This window comes from Luteimonas sp. AC640a, assembly GCF_979256585.1.
Genome location: NZ_CEEDOV010000006.1, coordinates 25,752 through 43,314, shown reverse-complemented (window position 1 = coordinate 43,314; position 17,563 = coordinate 25,752). Strand labels below are relative to the sequence as shown.

General features: G+C 69.6%; 15 protein-coding genes. 6 read left to right on the top strand and 9 right to left on the bottom strand.

From position 1 onward, the window contains the following. Positions 1-22 precede the first annotated feature (22 nt). The 4 genes from leuC (at position 23) to ilvD (ending at position 5,053) form a co-directional block, all read left to right on the top strand. Complete coding sequence (gene leuC / locus ACZ9YD_RS03705) at positions 23-1,450, top strand: 3-isopropylmalate dehydratase large subunit (RefSeq protein WP_465073805.1); 1,428 nt, start codon at positions 23-25, stop codon at positions 1,448-1,450. Continuing rightward, entirely contained in the window at positions 1,450-2,043 is a 594-nt protein-coding gene (gene leuD / locus ACZ9YD_RS03700; RefSeq protein WP_465073804.1) for a 3-isopropylmalate dehydratase small subunit, read from the top strand. The genes leuC and leuD overlap by 1 nt, the downstream gene beginning before the upstream one ends. Continuing rightward, the gene (gene leuB, locus ACZ9YD_RS03695) at positions 2,033-3,112 is read left to right on the top strand and encodes a 3-isopropylmalate dehydrogenase (RefSeq protein WP_465073803.1); all 1,080 of its coding nucleotides are present in this window, start codon (positions 2,033-2,035) and stop codon (positions 3,110-3,112) included. The genes leuD and leuB overlap by 11 nt, the downstream gene beginning before the upstream one ends. 102 nt (positions 3,113-3,214) lie before the next feature. Then, positions 3,215-5,053, top strand: coding sequence for a dihydroxy-acid dehydratase (ilvD, locus tag ACZ9YD_RS03690; protein ID WP_465073802.1), 1,839 nt, complete (start codon positions 3,215-3,217; stop codon positions 5,051-5,053). Between the two features lie 12 nt (positions 5,054-5,065). Here ilvD and ACZ9YD_RS03685 read toward each other — a convergent pair whose 3' ends face one another. The 9 genes from ACZ9YD_RS03685 to ACZ9YD_RS03645 form a co-directional block, all read right to left on the bottom strand. Beyond that, positions 5,066-6,436: an ATP-binding protein gene (locus ACZ9YD_RS03685; RefSeq protein WP_465073885.1), complete on the bottom strand. Its 1,371-nt coding sequence runs from the start codon at positions 6,434-6,436 to the stop codon at positions 5,066-5,068. Positions 6,437-6,453: 17 nt separating this feature from the next. Continuing rightward, the gene (locus tag ACZ9YD_RS03680) at positions 6,454-7,128 is read right to left on the bottom strand and encodes a response regulator transcription factor (protein ID WP_394002100.1); all 675 of its coding nucleotides are present in this window, start codon (positions 7,126-7,128) and stop codon (positions 6,454-6,456) included. A 21-nt stretch (positions 7,129-7,149) separates the two neighbouring features. Beyond that, complete coding sequence (locus ACZ9YD_RS03675; protein WP_465073801.1) at positions 7,150-7,815, bottom strand: hypothetical protein; 666 nt, start codon at positions 7,813-7,815, stop codon at positions 7,150-7,152. Beyond that, on the bottom strand, positions 7,796-8,635 hold the full coding sequence (locus ACZ9YD_RS03670) for an SDR family oxidoreductase (protein ID WP_465073800.1): 840 nt from the start codon (positions 8,633-8,635) through the stop codon (positions 7,796-7,798). Before ACZ9YD_RS03670 ends, ACZ9YD_RS03675 begins: the two co-directional genes overlap by 20 nt. Then, positions 8,635-9,315: a TenA family transcriptional regulator gene (locus tag ACZ9YD_RS03665; RefSeq protein WP_465073799.1), complete on the bottom strand. Its 681-nt coding sequence runs from the start codon at positions 9,313-9,315 to the stop codon at positions 8,635-8,637. The genes ACZ9YD_RS03670 and ACZ9YD_RS03665 overlap by 1 nt, the downstream gene beginning before the upstream one ends. Continuing rightward, positions 9,312-10,799, bottom strand: a complete 1,488-nt coding sequence (locus ACZ9YD_RS03660; RefSeq protein ID WP_465073798.1) for an AMP-binding protein — start codon at positions 10,797-10,799, stop codon at positions 9,312-9,314. The genes ACZ9YD_RS03665 and ACZ9YD_RS03660 overlap by 4 nt, the downstream gene beginning before the upstream one ends. Next, the gene (locus tag ACZ9YD_RS03655) at positions 10,796-11,461 is read right to left on the bottom strand and encodes a thermostable hemolysin (protein ID WP_465073797.1); all 666 of its coding nucleotides are present in this window, start codon (positions 11,459-11,461) and stop codon (positions 10,796-10,798) included. Before ACZ9YD_RS03655 ends, ACZ9YD_RS03660 begins: the two co-directional genes overlap by 4 nt. 86 nt (positions 11,462-11,547) lie before the next feature. Continuing rightward, positions 11,548-14,718: an efflux RND transporter permease subunit gene (locus tag ACZ9YD_RS03650; protein ID WP_465073796.1), complete on the bottom strand. Its 3,171-nt coding sequence runs from the start codon at positions 14,716-14,718 to the stop codon at positions 11,548-11,550. A gap of 139 nt (positions 14,719-14,857) precedes the next feature. Beyond that, positions 14,858-15,883: an efflux RND transporter periplasmic adaptor subunit gene (locus ACZ9YD_RS03645; protein WP_465073795.1), complete on the bottom strand. Its 1,026-nt coding sequence runs from the start codon at positions 15,881-15,883 to the stop codon at positions 14,858-14,860. A 219-nt stretch (positions 15,884-16,102) separates the two neighbouring features. Here ACZ9YD_RS03645 and ACZ9YD_RS03640 point away from each other — a divergent pair, with 219 nt between their 5' ends. Both ACZ9YD_RS03640 and ACZ9YD_RS03635 read left to right on the top strand, forming a co-directional pair. Next, positions 16,103-16,762 carry a TetR/AcrR family transcriptional regulator gene (locus ACZ9YD_RS03640; protein ID WP_465073794.1) on the top strand — a complete coding sequence of 220 codons (660 nt, stop codon included), beginning with the start codon at positions 16,103-16,105 and terminating at the stop codon, positions 16,760-16,762. 137 nt (positions 16,763-16,899) lie between these two features. Continuing rightward, positions 16,900-17,562, top strand: coding sequence for a protein-L-isoaspartate O-methyltransferase family protein (locus tag ACZ9YD_RS03635; protein WP_465073793.1), 663 nt, complete (start codon positions 16,900-16,902; stop codon positions 17,560-17,562). Position 17,563 lies beyond the last annotated feature (1 nt).

The following is a 17,563-nucleotide window of genomic DNA, read 5'->3' as shown; positions in this document are numbered from 1 at the left end:
CTACCGGAATCAAGAGCCCGCAATGACTGCCAGACCGCCACGCACCCTGTTCGACAAGCTGTGGGACGCGCACATCGTGACCCCCGAATCCGACGCCGCGCCCGCCGTGCTGTACATCGACCTGCACCTGATCCACGAAGTCACCTCGCCGCAGGCCTTCACCGAACTGCGCGCGCGTGGCCTCGTCCCGCGCCGCCCGGACCGCACCAAGGCGACGATGGACCACTCCACGCCGACGCTGCCGGCCGGCCCCGACGGCCGCCTGCCCTATGCCAGCGAGGCGTCGGAAAAGCAGGTCGACACCCTGGCGCGCAACTGCGCGCAGTTCGGCATCGAGCTGTTCGACATGAGTTCCGACCAACGCGGCATCGTCCACGTCATCGCACCCGAACAAGGCTTCACCCTGCCCGGCATGACCATCGTCTGCGGCGACAGCCACACCTCCACGCACGGCGCGTTCGGCGCGTTGGCGTTCGGCATCGGCACCAGCGAAGTCGGCAACGTGCTGGCAACGCAGTGCCTGCTGCAGCGACGTCCGAAGACGATGTCGATCACCGTCGACGGCCCGCTCGCGCCCGGCGTCGGCGCCAAGGACGTGACCCTGCATGCGATCGGCGTCATCGGCGTCAACGGCGGCACCGGCCACGTCATCGAATACCGCGGCTCCACCATCGAGGCGATGGACATGGAGCAGCGCATGACCCTGTGCAACATGTCGATCGAGGCCGGCGCGCGCGCCGGCATGGTTGCGCCCGACGACACTACGTTCGAGTGGGTCGCGCGCACGCCGCGCGGTCCCAAGGGCGCCGAGTTCGATGCCGCGGTCGCGCGCTGGCGCGAGCTGCGCAGCGACGACGGCGCGCGTTTCGACACCGAAGTGCGCATCGATGCCGCCGACATTCGCCCCACGCTGACCTGGGGCACGCACCCGGGCACCGCGATCGGCGTCGACGTGCCGGTGCCGGCCGCGACCGATGCGGCAGAGCAGAAGGGACAGGACTACATGCGCGTCGTCGCCGGCCAGTCGCTGGCCGGCATGCCGGTCGACGTGGTGTTCGTCGGCTCGTGCACCAACGGCCGCCTGCGCGACATGCGCGAGGTCGCCGGGGTCCTACGCGGCCGCCACGTGTCGGCGGGTGTACGCATGCTGGTCGTGCCGGGTTCCGAGATCGTCAAGCGCGAGGCCGAGGCCGAAGGCATCGACGTGATCGTCCGTGAGGCCGGCGCCGAATGGCGCGAGCCGGGGTGTTCGATGTGCATCGCGATGAACGGCGATCTGGTCGCGCCGGGCCAGCTAGCCGTGAGCACCAGCAACCGCAATTTCGAAGGCCGTCAGGGCCCGGGTGCGCGCACGCTGCTGGCCTCGCCGACGACGGCGGCCTGGGCTGCGGTGCGCGGCGTCGTGGCGGATCCACGCGAACTGTTCGGCGACCGTCGGGAGGTGGCCTGATGTCCGCCGCTCACGTTCCCGAGTTCCCGGTGCGCTCGGCCAGCGTGGTGCTGGCCCAGAGCAATATCGACACCGACCAGATCATTCCCGCGCGCTTCCTGTCGACGACCGAGCGCAAGGGTCTCGGCCGGTTCGCGTTCAACGACTGGCGCTGGCAGGGCGACGGCAGTGCAAATCCGGATTTCGCCTTCAACCAGGCGCACAACAATGGGCGCGCGGTGCTGCTGGCCGGGCGCAACTTCGGCTGCGGATCCTCGCGCGAACACGCGCCGTGGGCGCTGCGCGATCTCGGCCTGCAGGTCGTGGTCAGCAGCGAGATCGCCGACATCTTCCGCAACAACGCGTTGAAGAACGGCGTGCTGCCGGTCGTGCTGCCCGAGGCCGTGGTGCAGGATCTGATGACGCGTCCCGACGACGTGCTGACGTTCGACATCGTCGCGCGCGAACTGCGCACACCGGACGGCACCGTCCATGCCTTCCCGCTCGAGGCGTTCGCACGCACCTGCCTGCTCGAAGGCGTCGACGAAATGGGCTTTCTGCTGGCGCGCGGCGCCGACATCCAGACTTACGAGGACACGCACCATGCACGCTGACATCGTCGTTCTGCCCGGAGACGGCATCGGCCCCGAAGTGACCGCGGCCGCGGTCGACGTGTTGCAGGCCGTCGCACAGCGTTTCGGCCATCGCTTCTCGCTGCACGAACATCTGATCGGTGGCGCCGCGATCGACGCCACCGGCAAGCCGCTGCCCGACGAGACGCTGGCCGCCGCGCGCGACGCCGATGCGGTACTGCTGGGCGCGGTCGGCGGTCCGAAGTGGTCCGATCCCAACGCGAGCGTGCGCCCCGAACAGGGTCTGCTGGCGATCCGCAAGGCGCTGGGCCTGTACGCGAACCTGCGTCCCACCAAACCGCACCCGGCCGCGATGGGCGCCTCGCCCATCAAGCCGCATCTGCTGGCCGGTGTGGATCTGCTGGTGGTGCGCGAACTGACCGGCGGCATCTATTTCGGTGAGCGCACGCGCACTGCCGAATCCGCCAGCGATCTGTGCACCTACACCGTGAGCGAGATCGAACGCGTCGTGCGCCGTGCGTGTCTGCTGGCGCGCGGCCGCCGCGGTCACGTGACGTCCGTCGACAAGGCCAACGTGCTCGAGACCTCGCGGCTGTGGCGCGATGTCGCCAGCCGCATCGCGCGCGATGAATTTCCCGACATCACGATCGAACACCAGCTGGTCGATTCGATGGCGATGCACCTGCTGTCGAAGCCGCGCGCCTACGACGTGATCGTGACCGAGAACATGTTCGGCGACATCCTGACCGACGAGGCCTCGATGCTGGCCGGCTCGCTCGGCCTGCTACCGTCGGCGTCGCTGGGCGAAGGCTGCGTCGGCATGTACGAGCCGATCCACGGTTCGGCGCCGGACATCGCGGGCAAGGGCATCGCCAATCCCTACGGCACGATCCTGAGCGCCGCGTTGCTGCTGCGCTATTCGCTGGGCCTGTCGCAGGAAGCGGCGTGCATCGAGCAGGCGGTCGACGACGCGCTGGACGCCGGCGTGTTCACCGCCGACCTGGCATCCGATGGCACCGCGGTGTCGACGCGCGAGGCCGCCGCCGCAGTGCTCGCACGCATCGCGGCGCCCGCACGGATCGCCGGATAGCGCGCCGGATCGACGCGGCGTGGCAACACGCCACCGCGGTCGATCGCGTACAACCACCCCACACGCCGCCAGCCCCGCGCCCGCCGCACCTGCGAGTCATCGATGCCCGAGTACCGTTCCAGAACCTCCACCCACGGTCGCAACATGGCCGGCGCCCGCGCGCTGTGGCGCGCGACCGGCATGCAGGACGACGATTTCCACAAGCCGATCGTCGCGGTCGCGAACTCGTTCACCCAGTTCGTGCCGGGCCACGTGCATCTCAAGGACATCGGCCAGCTGGTCGCGCGCGAGATCGAACGCGTCGGCGGCGTGGCGAAGGAGTTCAACACCATCGCCGTCGACGACGGCATCGCGATGGGCCACGACGGCATGCTGTATTCGCTGCCGAGCCGCGAGATCATCGCCGACTCCGTCGAGTACATGGTCAACGCACACTGCGCCGACGCGCTGGTGTGCATCTCCAACTGCGACAAGATCACGCCCGGCATGCTGATGGCCGCGCTGCGCTTGAACATTCCGGTGGTGTTTGTGTCCGGCGGACCGATGGAGGCCGGCAAGACGAAGCTGTCGGAACACGGCCTCGATCTCGTCGATGCGATGGTCGTCGCCGCCGACCCGGAGGCTTCGGATGAGAAGGTCGCTGCCTACGAGCGCAGCGCGTGTCCGACCTGCGGTTCCTGCAGCGGCATGTTCACCGCCAACTCGATGAACTGCCTGACCGAAGCGCTCGGCCTCGCGCTGCCCGGTAACGGCTCGATGCTGGCGACGCACGCCGATCGCGAGCAGCTGTTCCTGCAGGCCGCGCGCACGGTCGTCGAGCTCTGCCATCGCTGGTACGGCGCGGAGGATCCGACGGCATTGCCACGCGGCATCGCGACCTTCGAGGCATTCGAGAACGCGATGACGCTCGACATCGCGATGGGCGGCTCGACCAATACCATCCTGCATCTGCTCGCCGCCGCGCAGGAGGCCGAAGTCGACTTCGACCTGCACGACATCGACCGCCTGTCGCGTCGCGTGCCGCAGCTGTGCAAGGTCGCGCCGAACATCCAGACCTATCACATGGAAGACGTGCATCGCGCCGGCGGCATCGTCTCGATCCTCGGCGAACTCGCGCGTGGCGGGCTGTTGCACGTCGACCAGCCGACGGTGCACAGCCGCACACTACGCGATGCCATCGCACGCTGGGACATTACCGTCACTGACGATGACGCCGTACGCACGTTCTTCAAGGCCGGCCCGGCCGGCATTCCGACCCAGACCGCCTTCAGCCAGGCCACGCGCTGGGACACGCTCGACGACGATCGCGCCGGCGGCTGCATCCGCGATGTCGCGCACGCGTACTCGCAGGAAGGCGGTCTCGCCGTGCTGCGCGGCAACCTCGCGCCCGATGGCTGCGTGGTCAAGACCGCGGGCGTGGACGCATCGATCCACGTGTTCGAAGGCACCGCGAAGGTGTTCGAAAGCCAGGACGCCGCAGTAAAGGGCATCCTCGCCGACGAAGTGCAGGCCGGCGATGTGGTGGTGATCCGCTACGAAGGCCCGAAAGGCGGCCCGGGTATGCAGGAGATGCTGTATCCGACCAGCTACCTGAAGTCGAAAGGCCTCGGCAAGCAATGCGCGCTGCTGACCGACGGGCGCTTCTCCGGCGGCACCTCGGGCCTGTCGATCGGCCACGCATCGCCCGAAGCCGCCGCCGGCGGCACGATCGGCCTGGTGCGCGATGGCGACCGCATCCGGATCGACATTCCGCAACGGCGCATCGAACTGCTGCTCGACGATGCCGAACTGGCCGCGCGCCGCAACGCGCAGGACGCGCTCGGCTGGAAGCCGGCGCAGGCACGCCCGCGCAAGGTCACCGCAGCGCTGAAGGCGTACGCCCTGCTCGCGACCAGCGCCGACAAGGGCGCAGTGCGCAATCTGGCGATGCTCGGCGACTGACGCGCCAACGGCTCAGCCCGGTGCGGGCAACCGGACCGTCGCGCGCAGGCCGCCGAGCGTCGGCGAGGCGTCCAGCGCGATCGTGCCGGCATGCAGGTCCAGCACCTGGCGCACGATCGACAGGCCCAGGCCACTGCCGACGACGCCGGTGCCCAGCTCTCGATGGAAGCGGTCGAAGACCCGCTCGCGGGCCGCTTCGGGAATGCCCGGGCCATCGTCCTCGACCACCAGCTGCACGTGTGCGTCCGCACGCGTGACCGATACAAGCACGCGTCCACCGTCGGGCGCATAGCGGCACGCGTTGTCGACGAGGTTGCCGACCAGTGCATCGAGCGCGGCCTCGTCGCCGACGACCTGTTGCGCGTCGCCGTCCAGCGTGATCGTCAGCCCGCGGGCGGCATCCAGCGCGCGCCGTTCGGCGACGTGGCTGTCGGCGAGTGCATGCAGATCCACGCGCCGGAGCGTGGTGATCGCGACGCCCGGTTCCACGCGGCTGAGCGCGAGCAGCTGTTCGACCAGGCGTTCGATGCGCTGCACACCGGCGTCGAGCAGCGTTTGCGCGGCGCCGCGTTCGTCGGCATCGCGCGCGGTGCGCTGGTTGTCGGCATGCACCTTGAGCGCGGCGATCGGCGTGCGCAGCTCGTGCGCGGCATCGGCAGTGAAGCGGCGCTCGCGCTGGAAGGCGGCGTCGAGTCGCGCGAGCAGCGCGTTGATCGCCACGACCAGGCCCTGCACTTCGAGCGGCACACGGCCCGGCTGCAGCGGCGCGAGACGGTCGGCGGTGCGCGCCTCGACCTCGCCCGACACGCGCGCAAGCCCGCGCAGGCTCCAGCCGACCAGCAGCCACACGAACACCGCCATCAACGGAATCGCGAGCAGCAGCGGCAGCAGCGTGCCCTCGGCGATGTCCTCGGCCAGCTCCATGCGGATGTCCGACAGCTCGCCGGACTGGTACCAGCGCCCACGCGGCGAGCGCAGGGTGAACGTACGCCAGTGCGCGCCGTCGATGACGACGTCCGCATAGCCGGCCACCAGCGGCGCCAGCGGGATGTCGGGGCCGCTGTCGGAGCGCAGCAGCAGGCGGCCGTCGGCATCGCGCGCCTGGAACGCGAGCTTGGTCTCGTAGGCGTGGCCGGTGGGAAACGCCAGCGCGTCGCCCACGCCGTCGGCGCTGCCCTGCCAGACGGCCACGACGATCGGCGCGCCACCGGCGTGCACGGCCACGTCGCCCAGTGGTTCGTCGACCAGGCTCATCAGCACGCGCGAGGAATGCGCGAGCTTGGCGTCGAACATCTCGCCGGCTTCCTGCAGACCGGCGCGATAGCTGAAGGCCGCGGCGACGATCATCACCAGCGACATCACGCCGATCAGTCCGACCAGCAGCAGGCGGCGGATCGATCTCATGCGGCGTCGCCCGCGGGATCGTCGAGCGCGTAGCCCACGCCGCGCACGGTGCGGATCAAGGCCGGATGCAGGCGCTTGCGCAGGTGGTGCACGTGCACGTCGACGGCATTGCTGGCGACGTCCTCGTCCCAGCCGTAGAGCCGCTGCTGCGCGGTCTCGCGCGAGACGATACGGCCGGGGTGTTCCATCAGCAGGCGCAGCAACGCGACCTCGCGGCGCGGCAGATCGACCACCCGGCCCTGCCAGGTGACCGTCAGCGAGGCGGGATCGAGCGCAAGCCCGGCGAAGGCTAGCGTGGGACTGGCCTGGCCGCTGCTGCGGCGGAGCAGCGCACGCACGCGGGCGAGCAGTTCACCGTTGTCGAAGGGCTTGCCGACGTAATCGTCGGCGCCGAGGTCCAGCCCCAGCATCCGGTCGGCCGCGCGCTCGCGCGCGCTCAGGACCAAGATCGGTACGGTGGCGCCGGCGCGGCGGGCCTCGCGGATCACCTCGAGGCCGTCCTTGCGCGGCAGGCCCAGGTCGAGCACGACCAGGTCGATGCCGCCGGCGCGGATCGCCGCGAGCGCGCTTGCCCCGTCCTGCAGCCAGTCGACGGCATAGGCGGCGCGACGCAGCGCGGTACGCAGCCCTTCACCCAGCGATGGATCGTCTTCGACCAGCAAGATGCGCATCGCCGCAGTCTGTGGCGGCGCTCAGCGGCTGGCAAGGTGCTGGCGCACCTCCGCGAGTTTGCGTGTCGCCTCGGCGCGGCGGCCGCGGTCGGCGACATCGCGTCCGGGGCGCGCCGGCGCGGCGATGGCCTTCTCGAACGCCGCCGCGGCGCCGGCCCAGTCGCCCTGGTCGCGCAGAAAGTCGCCGTAGAAGTAATTGGCGTCGATGTCGCCGGCGTCGATCGCGAGTCCGCGCTGCAGGTGCTCGCGGGCCTTGGCATCGTCGCCGAAACCGACAGGCCAGCCGGGCACCTGGTAGTACAGCGCACCGAGGCTGGTGTGCGCGGCGCCGCCGAGCGCGGTGTCGTCGAGCGCGATCGCAGCTTCGAAATCATGTCGCGCCTGCTTCACCAGCGACAGCGCGCCGAGTCCACCGCGCTCACCGGCGAGGCTGGAGCGCACGATGCCGTCCCAGATCAGCGCGTCGGGATCGCGCGGACGCGCCGCGACCAGGGCTTGGGAACGATCGGCGAGTGCGGTCAACGCCGCGCCCCGCTGGGCCTTCGGGGTGACGTAGGCGGCCTGTGCCCATTGGTCGCGCACGGCGACGACGGGCGCAGCGGGTTCGGCGGCGGATGCGAGTGCCGGCAACGCCAGGCAGGCGGCGAGCAGTGCGGCGGCGAGGCGGTCAGAGCGGAAGTGGATCATGGCGGTGCTCCTGAGGTGCAGTGGAGGTAGCGCCACCGGCGTGGTGGCGGATCAGCGGCAGTTGTTTCGCGAGGCTGCGGTCGACCAGTGCGGGCAGCAGCCCGTTGAGGCGCGCGAACAGGGCTTCGGGCCAGCCGAGCTGACGACGTCGGGTGCCGCGTTCGATCCCGCGCACCAGCGCTTCGGCGACCTGCGCCGGTGCATCGACGTGCGTGCCGAGCGCCTGGTTCAGGGCGTCGACGGCGGCTGCGTTGAACGGTGTCCTGGTTGCGCGCGGCGCGAGATACTGGAAACGGACTGAACCATCGGCATGCTCGCGTCCGAGGCCTTCGACCAGACCGCGCAGACCGAACTTACTCGCGCTGTAGGCCGAGAATCCGGGAAACGCGAGGCTGCCGAACGTCGAACCCACCGCGACCACGGCGCCTTGCGGATGCGCCTGCAGCACCGGCAGCAGACCCCGGATCAACTGCATCGGTGCGACGAGGTTGGTGCGCACCAGGGCCTCGAACTCGGCATCCGCCTGCGCTGCGAACAGACCGAACGACGGCCGCGCGTGCGCGAGCACCAGCACCGATGGCGAGGGCAGCAACGTGCGTGCATGCGAAATCAGTGCCGCGCGATCGGCGGCTTCGGTCAGATCGGCGGCGAACGGCGTGACCGCGCCCGCCGGATGACTGCGTGCCAGTGTGGTCAGGCGATCGCCGTGCCGCGCCACCGCAAGCACGTGCGCGCCGCGTGCGACCAGCGTCGCCGCCATCGCCGCGCCGATGCCGCCGGTGGCGCCGGTCAGCAACACGGTCCTGCCATGCAGGTCCATCACGCGGCCTCCGCGTGGCGCGCGTCGCGTGCGGGCACGTGCAGGCTGCGGAACACATCGCCGTAGAGCACGTAGAACCGCTGCGCCGCGCGAATCACCGCGGCCTGATCGTCGGGATCATCGAGGCGGTTCATCAGACCCTCGAAAAAGCCGGCGTGCTCGATATCCAGATCGCCGTGCGACAGCAGATAGCTGAAAGCCGTGCGGGGCAGGCCCAGCGCGGTCTCGATACTGGTCGCCGCGCGTGTCGCCAGCGCGACGCTCGTGCCTTCGAGCACCAGCACCATGCCGAAGAACCCGACCGGATTGCTGCGGGCGATGGTGTCGTAGGCATACGCGACCATCAGCTCCGTCGCCAGCGAGGGCTCGGACGCCGCCGCGGCCGCGCGGTCGGACTCGCAGGCCGCGATGTCGTCGAGCACCCATTCCTGGTGCCCCATCTCCTCTTCGATGTATTCGCCGATCGCGGTGCGCAGCCACTCCAGTCGCGCCGGAAGACGCGCGCCGCAGGCCATCAGCAGCGGCACGGTGTGACGCACGTGGTGGTAGGCCTGGGTCAGAAAATCGACATAGGTCTCGCGCGGGATGTCGCCCGCCAGCGCGCGCTGGATGATCGGCACGGTGACGAGGGTGGCGCGTGCGTCGGCGGTTTCGGCCAGCAGCCGGTCGTGGAAGCTCATGCAGGCAGTTCCTGTGCGGGAGAGGAAGACGGGGAAACAGGGGTGTCGTCGTAGGCGCGTGCGATGGCATCGGCGTAGGCGTGCGCGATCGCATCACGCCGCGGCCGGCCGTTCTCGGTGAGCAGACCGTCGGCGGCAGAGAAGGGACGGTCGGCACGGATCACACGGGTGACCTGCGCGTAATCCGGTAGGCCGGCGTTGACCGCATCGAGTGCGTCTTGCAGCGTTGCCGCATCCAGGTCCTGCCGTCGCAGCCAGGCGACCGCGACGTTGAACGGCCGCGACTCGCCGAGCACGATCGCCTGCGCGAACAGCGGGTGCTGCAGCAGTTCGCTCTCGACCCACTCGGGCGAGACGTTGCGACCGAACGCGGTGATGAACATGTGCTTGCGGCGGCCGGTGACGTGGACGAAACCATCGGCGTCGACATGGCCCAGATCACCGGTGGCGATGGCACCCGGAAGTGGCGCGTCCTCGCCGAGGTAGGACAGGCAGCGCACGCCCGCGACATGCAGCTCGCCATCGATGACCGACACACGCGCATGCGGCAACGGACGTCCGACGCTGCCGGCACGCACCGCGCCGGGCCGGTTGAGTGCCACCACCGACACGCACTCGCTCAGGCCGTAGCCTTCGAAGACAGGCAGTCCCAAGGCAGCGGCGCGCATCAGCAGTGCCGGGCCGACGCGGCCACCGCCCACCGCGACGAAGCGCAGCGACGGCGGCAGCGCGACGCCCTGCTCGGCTGCAGTGACCAGCGCCAGCAGCAGCTGCGGGAACACGATCATGCTGTGCGGCGCATAGCGGTGCAGGCAGGCGACCAGGCGCGCGACATCCAGCCCGGCGGCGCCGCTGTAGCCGATCTCGGCCAATGGCGGCACCGCGATGTCGGCGCCGGACAGCAGCGCGCCGTACAGACCGGAGATGTTCTCCAGCAATGTCGACAGCGGCATCAGGCACAGATGCCGCGACGGTGCGAGCGGACGTGACGCGTCCACGAGCGCGCCGGCCACGGTCAGCAGCGCATCGTCGCCGATGCACACGCCCTTGGGCTGACCGGTGGTGCCGGACGTGAAGGTGATGCACGCAGTGCCCGCGGGCATCGACACACGCGGGCCATCGAGAAGGCGGACGCGCAGGCCCGACAGCAGCGGCAGCGTGTCGGCAGGCGACGATGCGGCATCGGCCAACACCAGCAGATCGGCGCCGCTGCGCGCGAGCGCATGTGCGGTCTGCGCCGGACTGAAGAACGTGGGCAGTGGCACGTGCACCAGGCCGCGTGCGCGCAACGCGAGATCCAGTGCCAGCCAGTCGGGGCCGTTGTCGAGTCGACTGGCGACACAGCGCGCGCCGCGCGCCTGCAGCGCATCGGCGATGGCCAGCGCGCGTGCGCGCAACGCCGGCGCGTCGCATGCGCCATCGGCCGACAGCACACGTGTCGGCGCGTGCGCCAGCGCGTCGAGCAGGTCGGCGAATCCGCTCATGCGGGCAGCCCCGCGCAGGTCGCGACCACGCCGTGCCAGGGCGCCACGTCCGGCGCAGCCCGCGCCTGCAGGAACGCATGGCCAGCGGCGAGATCGCCGAACAGCACCTGCGGCTGCACCTCGTAGTAGCGACCCCAGTCGGTGCCGTCATCGTGCACGCGGGCACGGTCGGCGTCGGCCACCACCACGGTCGCCAGATGCAGGCGGTCGAAGGCATTGCGCAGCTGGCGCGTGGCGGTGAACAGCACCCAGCGCAGACCGGCCGCATGCAGCGCGCCGGTCAGGTGGACGATCAGCGCGCGCGCATCGCCGGCCGACAGCGCGGCGAGATTGCCGACTTCGACGAGTTCGGTGCGCAGCACGCCGCGCCCGATCGACGCCGAGACCACTGTCTCCGCCGCCGCATCGAGGTACTGCTCGACGAACAGCGGTCCGTCGCCGCCGGTGCGCAGGCCCACCGCCGCCACGAGCCGGCCGTCCGCATCACGGAACGCGAGCAGATGCGGCAGGAAGCTGCGCAGGCGGGCGCCGTAGCGCGCGAGATAGACGTGGGCGATGAACGCCTCGACCTCGGTGCGATCCGCGGCGTCGGCGTCGACGACGCGGCACTGCGCCCAGGGCCGCGCGTGGCGGGAAGTGGTGACGGCGGAAGCGGTATCCATGACGCGGCATGCTGTGGCCGCCCAATTAAGCGTGGATTAGCCCGTTGTTAGGACTCCGTTGCGCCGCGTCACGCGCTGGGAATCGTTCAGCCCGCGCGCGGTGACTCGTCCTTGCGCACTTTGAACCACGCGGCGTACAGCGCTGGCAGGAAGGTCAGCGTCAGCAGCGTGGCCACCGTGAGGCCGCCCATGATCGCGACTGCCATCGGGCCGAAGAACACGCTGCGCGACAGCGGGATCATCGCCAGAATCGCGGCGAGCGCGGTCAGCACGATCGGGCGAAATCGGCGCGCGGTCGCGTCGATCACCGCATCCCAGCGCGCGTGGCCGGCGGCGATGTCCTGTTCGATCTGGTCCACCAGGATGATCGAGTTGCGCATGATCATGCCGGCCAGCGCGATCGTGCCGAGCATCGCCACGAAGCCGAACGGTACGCGGAACACCAGCAGGAACAGGGTCACGCCGATCATGCCCAGCGGCGCGGTCAGCAGGACCAGTGCGGTCCGCGAGAAGCTGCGCAGCTGCAGCATCAGCAGCGACACCACGACGAACAGGAACAGCGGCAGGCCGGCCTTGATCGAGTCCTGGCCCTTGCCGGAATCCTCGACCGTGCCGCCGGTCTCGAGCCGGTACCCGTCAGGCATCGACTCGCGGATGCCTTCGAGCGTCGGCAGGATCTGCGCGACCACGGTCGGCGGCGTCGCATCGCCGCGGATGTCGGCGCGCACGGTGATCGTCGGCAGCCGGTCGCGATGCCAGATGATGCCGTCCTCGAACGTCGGGTCGAGCCGGGCAATCTGGCCCAGCGGCACCGACGCGCCGCTGGAGGTCGGAATGGCGAGGCTCTCGAGCATGTCGAGCTCGCCGCGTTCGTCGTCGGCACCGCGCATGACGATCCCGATCAGTTCGTTGCCTTCGCGGTAGGTGCTGACCTGCAGACCCGACAGCGAACTCGACAGGAACTGCGCGAGGGTCTGGGAGCTCACGCCGAGCACCCGGGCGCGTTCCTGGTCGACCAGTAGGCGCACGACGCGGCTGGGCTCGTCCCAGTCGAGATTGACGTTGGCGACGCCGGGATTGGCGCGCACCTGCTCGGCGATCGCATCGGCGATCGCGCGCACACGTTCGACGTGTTCGCCCGAGACACGCAGCTGCACCGGATAGCCGACCGGCGGCCCGGTCTCGAGCCGCGTCACGCGCAACTGCAGTTCGGGGAATGTCGGCGCGACCTCGTCGATCAGCCACACACGGATGCGCTCGCGCGCCTCCACATCGGTCGTGGTCACGACGAACTGGGCGAAGTTCGCCTGCGGCAGTTTCTGGTCCAGTGGCAGATAGAAGCGCGGCGAGCCGCTGCCGACATAGGACACGCGCGAATCGATGCCCGCGCGCCCGTCGAGCAGCGCGTCCAGACGCGCGGCCGCGGCTTCGGTCGCGCGCAGCGAACTGCCTTCGGCCAGTTCGACGTCGACCATCAGTTCCAGTCGCGTCGAATCGGGGAAGAACTGCTGCGGCACGAACCGGAACAGCAGCAGCGACGCGACCAGCATCCCCGCGGTCGCGCCGATCACCAGCCAGCGATGGGTCAACGACCAGTGCAGCCACGTGCGGAAGCGCCGGTAGAACGGACGCTGGTAGGGATCCTGGTCGTGGGCGTGCGGCGCGCTCGGCGCCAACGCGAAGGCGAAGGCCGGCCAGCGGTCCGCAGCGCGTGCGCGCGCATCGCGCCAGCGTGCCGGCAAGGAACCCGGGCGCGGCGGCTGCGGGTTCGCGAGATCCGGCAGCATCTTCTCGCCGAGCAGCGGAATGAACAGCACCGCGGCGATCCACGACACGACCAGCGCGATCGTCACCACCTCGAACAGCGAGCGTGTGTACTCGCCAGTGCTCGACGCGGCGGTCGCGATCGGCAGGAAGCCGGCCGCGGTGATCAGGGTGCCGGTCAGCATCGGGAACGCGGTATGCGTCCAGGCGTAGCTCGCCGCCGCGAGCCGGCTGTCGCCCTGCTCCATGCGCACGGCCATCATTTCCACCGCGATGATCGCGTCGTCGACCATCAATCCCAGCGCGAGCACCAATGCGCCGAGGGAGATCTTGTGCAGGCCGATGTCGAACTGGTCCATCGCGATGAAGGTCATCGCCAGCACCAGCGGGATCGAGACCGCGACCACCAGGCCGGTGCGGAAACCGAGCGAGATGAAGCTCACCAGCAGCACGATGATCACCGCCTCGGCGAGCACCTTGACGAACTCGCCGACCGAATCGCGCACCGCTCGCGGCTGGTCGGACACCTTGCGCAATTCCATGCCGGCCGGCAGCGTCTCCTGCAGCTGCGCGAACTCGGTTTCCAGCCGCGTGCCGAGTTCAAGGATATCGCCGCCTTCGTGCATCGCCACCGCGATGCCGATCGCGTCCTCGCCCATGAAGCGCATGCGCGGCGCGGCCGGATCGGCGAAGCCACGCTCGACCGTCGCGATGTCGCCCAGGCGTACGGTACGGTCGCCGGCACGGATCGGAAAATCACGGATCGCATCGACCGAGTCGAAGGGGCCATCGACGCGCAATTGTACGCGCGCGCTGCCGGTTTCGAAGAAGCCCGCGGACGCCAGCGCGTTCTGCTCCGCCAGCGCCTGCTGCACGGCGGCCATCGGAATGCCCAGCGTCGCCAGCCGCGTATTGCTGACCTCGATCCAGACCTTCTCGTCCTGCAGCCCGACCAGCTCGACCTTGCCGACATCGTCGACCAGCTGCAGCTCGCGCTGGATGCGGTCGGCGTAGTCCTTCTTGATCGCGTAGTCGAAGCCCGTGCCGGTCAGCGCGTAGATGTTGCCGAAGGTGTCGCCGAACTCGTCGTTGAAGAACGGGCCCACGATGTCCTGCGGCAACTGCGGCCGCAGGTCGTCGACCTTCTTGCGCACCTGGTACCAGAGATCGGGAATCTGCGCCGAGCGCATGTCGTCGCGCGCGTGGAACACGATCTGCGATTCACCCGGGCGCGAATACGAACTCACGAATTCGTAGTCGCCGGTCTCCATCAGCTTGCGCTCGATGCGCTCGGTGACCTGGCGCGAGACCTGCTCGGCGGTCGCGCCCGGCCACTGGGTCTGGATGACCATCGCCTTGAACGTGAAGGGCGGATCCTCGGACTGGCCGAGCCGGCCGTAGGAGAAGATGCCGGCCACCGCGACCACCAGCATCATGTAGAGCACCAGCGTGCGGTTGCCGAGCGCCCATTCGGAGAGATTGAAACGGCTCATCGACCGCAATCCCGCGGCAGGGTGCGTGCGCGCGACGGCTTCGCCTGTCCAGCGTCATCGCGTGCAAGCGCGCTCCCACAGGAAGACTGCGGCGACGACGGGCACCCGGAACGGGACTGGATTGCGATGACGATATTCGTCATTTCACTGCTGCCGACTTCGCTACGTCCGGTTGTATGGGCCGATTCTCGCGGTCGACCGGCGTCACCCGTTGGCCTTCGCGCAGCAGATGGCCGCCGGCCGCGACGACCAGCGCATCGGGCGCGAGACCCGACAACACCGGCACGCTGCGTGCACCGAAGGCGCCGATCTGGACAGGCACCGAGCGCACCACGCCCTCCGCCCGGTCGACAACCCAGACGGCCTTGCCGCCGTCCGCACCCGGCTGGATCGCGGTCAGCGGCACCTGCAGGTCCGACGTCGATGCTGCGGCAGCGAGATACACGCGTGCGCTCTGGCCGAGCTCGAGGCCCGCCACCGCAGCGTCGGCGATGGCCACGCGCGCGGCATAGGTGCGCGCCTGCGGATCAGCCGCCGCGGCAATCTCGCGGATCGTGCCGGGTATGCGCACGCCCGGCCGGTTCCACAGTTCGATCTGTGCCGGCTGGCCGATCGCGAAAGCGGCAATGCGCGATTCGGGCAACGCGATCGCGACTTCGCGGCCGGCATCGCCGGCCAGCACGAAGATCGTCTGGCCCGCGGCGACCACCTGCCCGGCCTCGGCCTCGCGGCTGGCGATCACGCCGTCGCGCGGCGCGCGCAGTTGCGTGTAGCCCGCCTGGTTGCCGGCGACATCGGCCTGCGCGCGTGCGGCGCGCAGCTGCGCCTGCGCCGCGCTGAAGGCCGCGTCCTGCGCGTCCATCTGCGAGCGGCTGATCAGTTGCTGTTCGACGAGCGCGGCGTAACGCGCACGGTCGGTGCGGGTGCGTGCGTATTCCGCTTCGGCCGATGCGACCTGCGCCTGCGCCGACCGCTGTTGCAGCCGCAGGTCGCCGGGGTCGATCTCGGCCAGCACCTGTCCCTGGCGCACGTGCGCGCCGGCATCCACGTCGCGCCGCAGCAGCTGACCACCGACCTGGAACGCCAGCGCACTTTCCTGGCGGGCGCGGATCTCACCCGCGAACGCGGACGCGCCGCTGTCGCTTGCAGCGGCAGGGGTGACCACGAGGACTGGACGGGCGACCGGCTCGGGCGCGCTGCGATCGCCGCAGGCGGCCAGCCCCAGGGCGCAGGCAGCGAGCAGGAGCGCAATGCAGCTACGTGGGTGAAAAGCGGGAATCAGGCGGCGCACGGCGACCGTCCAGGGCAATGAGATACGGAGCCGTATCGTATATTTTCAGAACTCATTGGTATAGTATTACCCGCCATGTCGACGCGTCCGTCCATGCTGTCCCCTGCTCCGGCGCCCGAAAAGGCATCGGCGGGCCCTGGTCGTCCGAAGGATCTGGCCAAGCGCGCGGCGATCCTCGAAGCCGCGGAGCGCATGTTCCTGCAGCAGGGCTATGAAGGCGTCAGCATGGATCAGATTGCGGCCGAGGCCGGCGTCTCCAAGCTGACCGTCTACAGCCACTTCGGCGACAAGGACACGTTGTTCACCGAGGCCGCGGCGCGCTATTGCGAGCAGCAGATGCCCGATTCGGTGTTCGAGCCCGCGCCGGCGTTGCCGCTGCGCCAGCGCCTGCTGGAAGTCGCCGAGGCATTCTTCGCGATGGTGTCCTCGCCCGAGGCCGTCGCCGGCCACCGTCTGCTGTGCACGCCGCAAATGGTCGAAAAGCGCCTGCCGCAGCGGTTCTGGAAGGGCGGTCCCGAGCGCGTACAGTCGTCGTTCGCGGCGATGCTGCGGCGCCGGATCGAGACCGGCGACCTCGACATCGACGAGGCGCTCATTGCGACCGCGGCAGCCCAGTTCTTCGTCTTGCTCAAGGGCGACCTGCACCAGCGGATGGTGTTCGACTGCGACGACGCCGGCAATTGCGCCGGTCAACGGCGCGCACACCTGGAAGCCTCGGTGGACATGTTTCTGCGCGCCTACGGGCGTCGCTGAACCCGGTCACATGCGCCCCCCGCGTGCCGTCTGGGCCGGTGACTTCCGGCACTGCGTCGACTGCTGTACCCCCGCGATGATGAACCCGCCCCCGCACCGCTAGAATTGCGCGCTGGCGAACGAAGGAACCCGCAACAATGACGATCGATTACGCCAAGGCCCGTGTGGCGATGGTGGAACAACAGGTCCGGCCCTGGGACGTGCTCGATGCGCGCGTACTGGAGACGATTTCGCGGCTCCCGCGCGAGGCGTTCGTGGCCGAGTCGCGCCGCGCGCTGGCCTATGCCGACCTCGAGCTCCCGCTCGGTCACGGCGAGCTGATGCTCAAGCCCGTGGTCGAAGGCCGTGCGCTGCAGGCGCTGAAGCTCGAACAGGGCGACGAAGTGCTGCAGGTCGGCACCGGCAGTGGTTATCTCGCAGCGTGCATGGGCTATCTGGCGCGTGACGTCGTCAGCCTCGAGCGCCACGACGACCTTGCCGACGCCGCCCGCGGCCGGCTGCAGGCGCAGGGCATCGCGAACGTCGAGGTGATCACCGTCGATGCGTTCGCGTGGAACACCGACCGCCGCTTCGACGCGATCTGCGTCTGTGGTGCCGTTGATGTGATCCCGGAGCGTTTCGTGCAGTGGCTGCGTCCCGGCGGCCGCATGTTCATCGTCCGCGGCCGCGCGCCCGCGATGGAAGCCGTGCTGGTCCACCGCGAAGGCGACGCTGTCAACGCGACGCGCATCGAATCGTTGTTCGAGACCGGACTCACCTATCTCGCAGGCGCCGCGCCGGTGCCGCAGTTCTCTCTCTGAT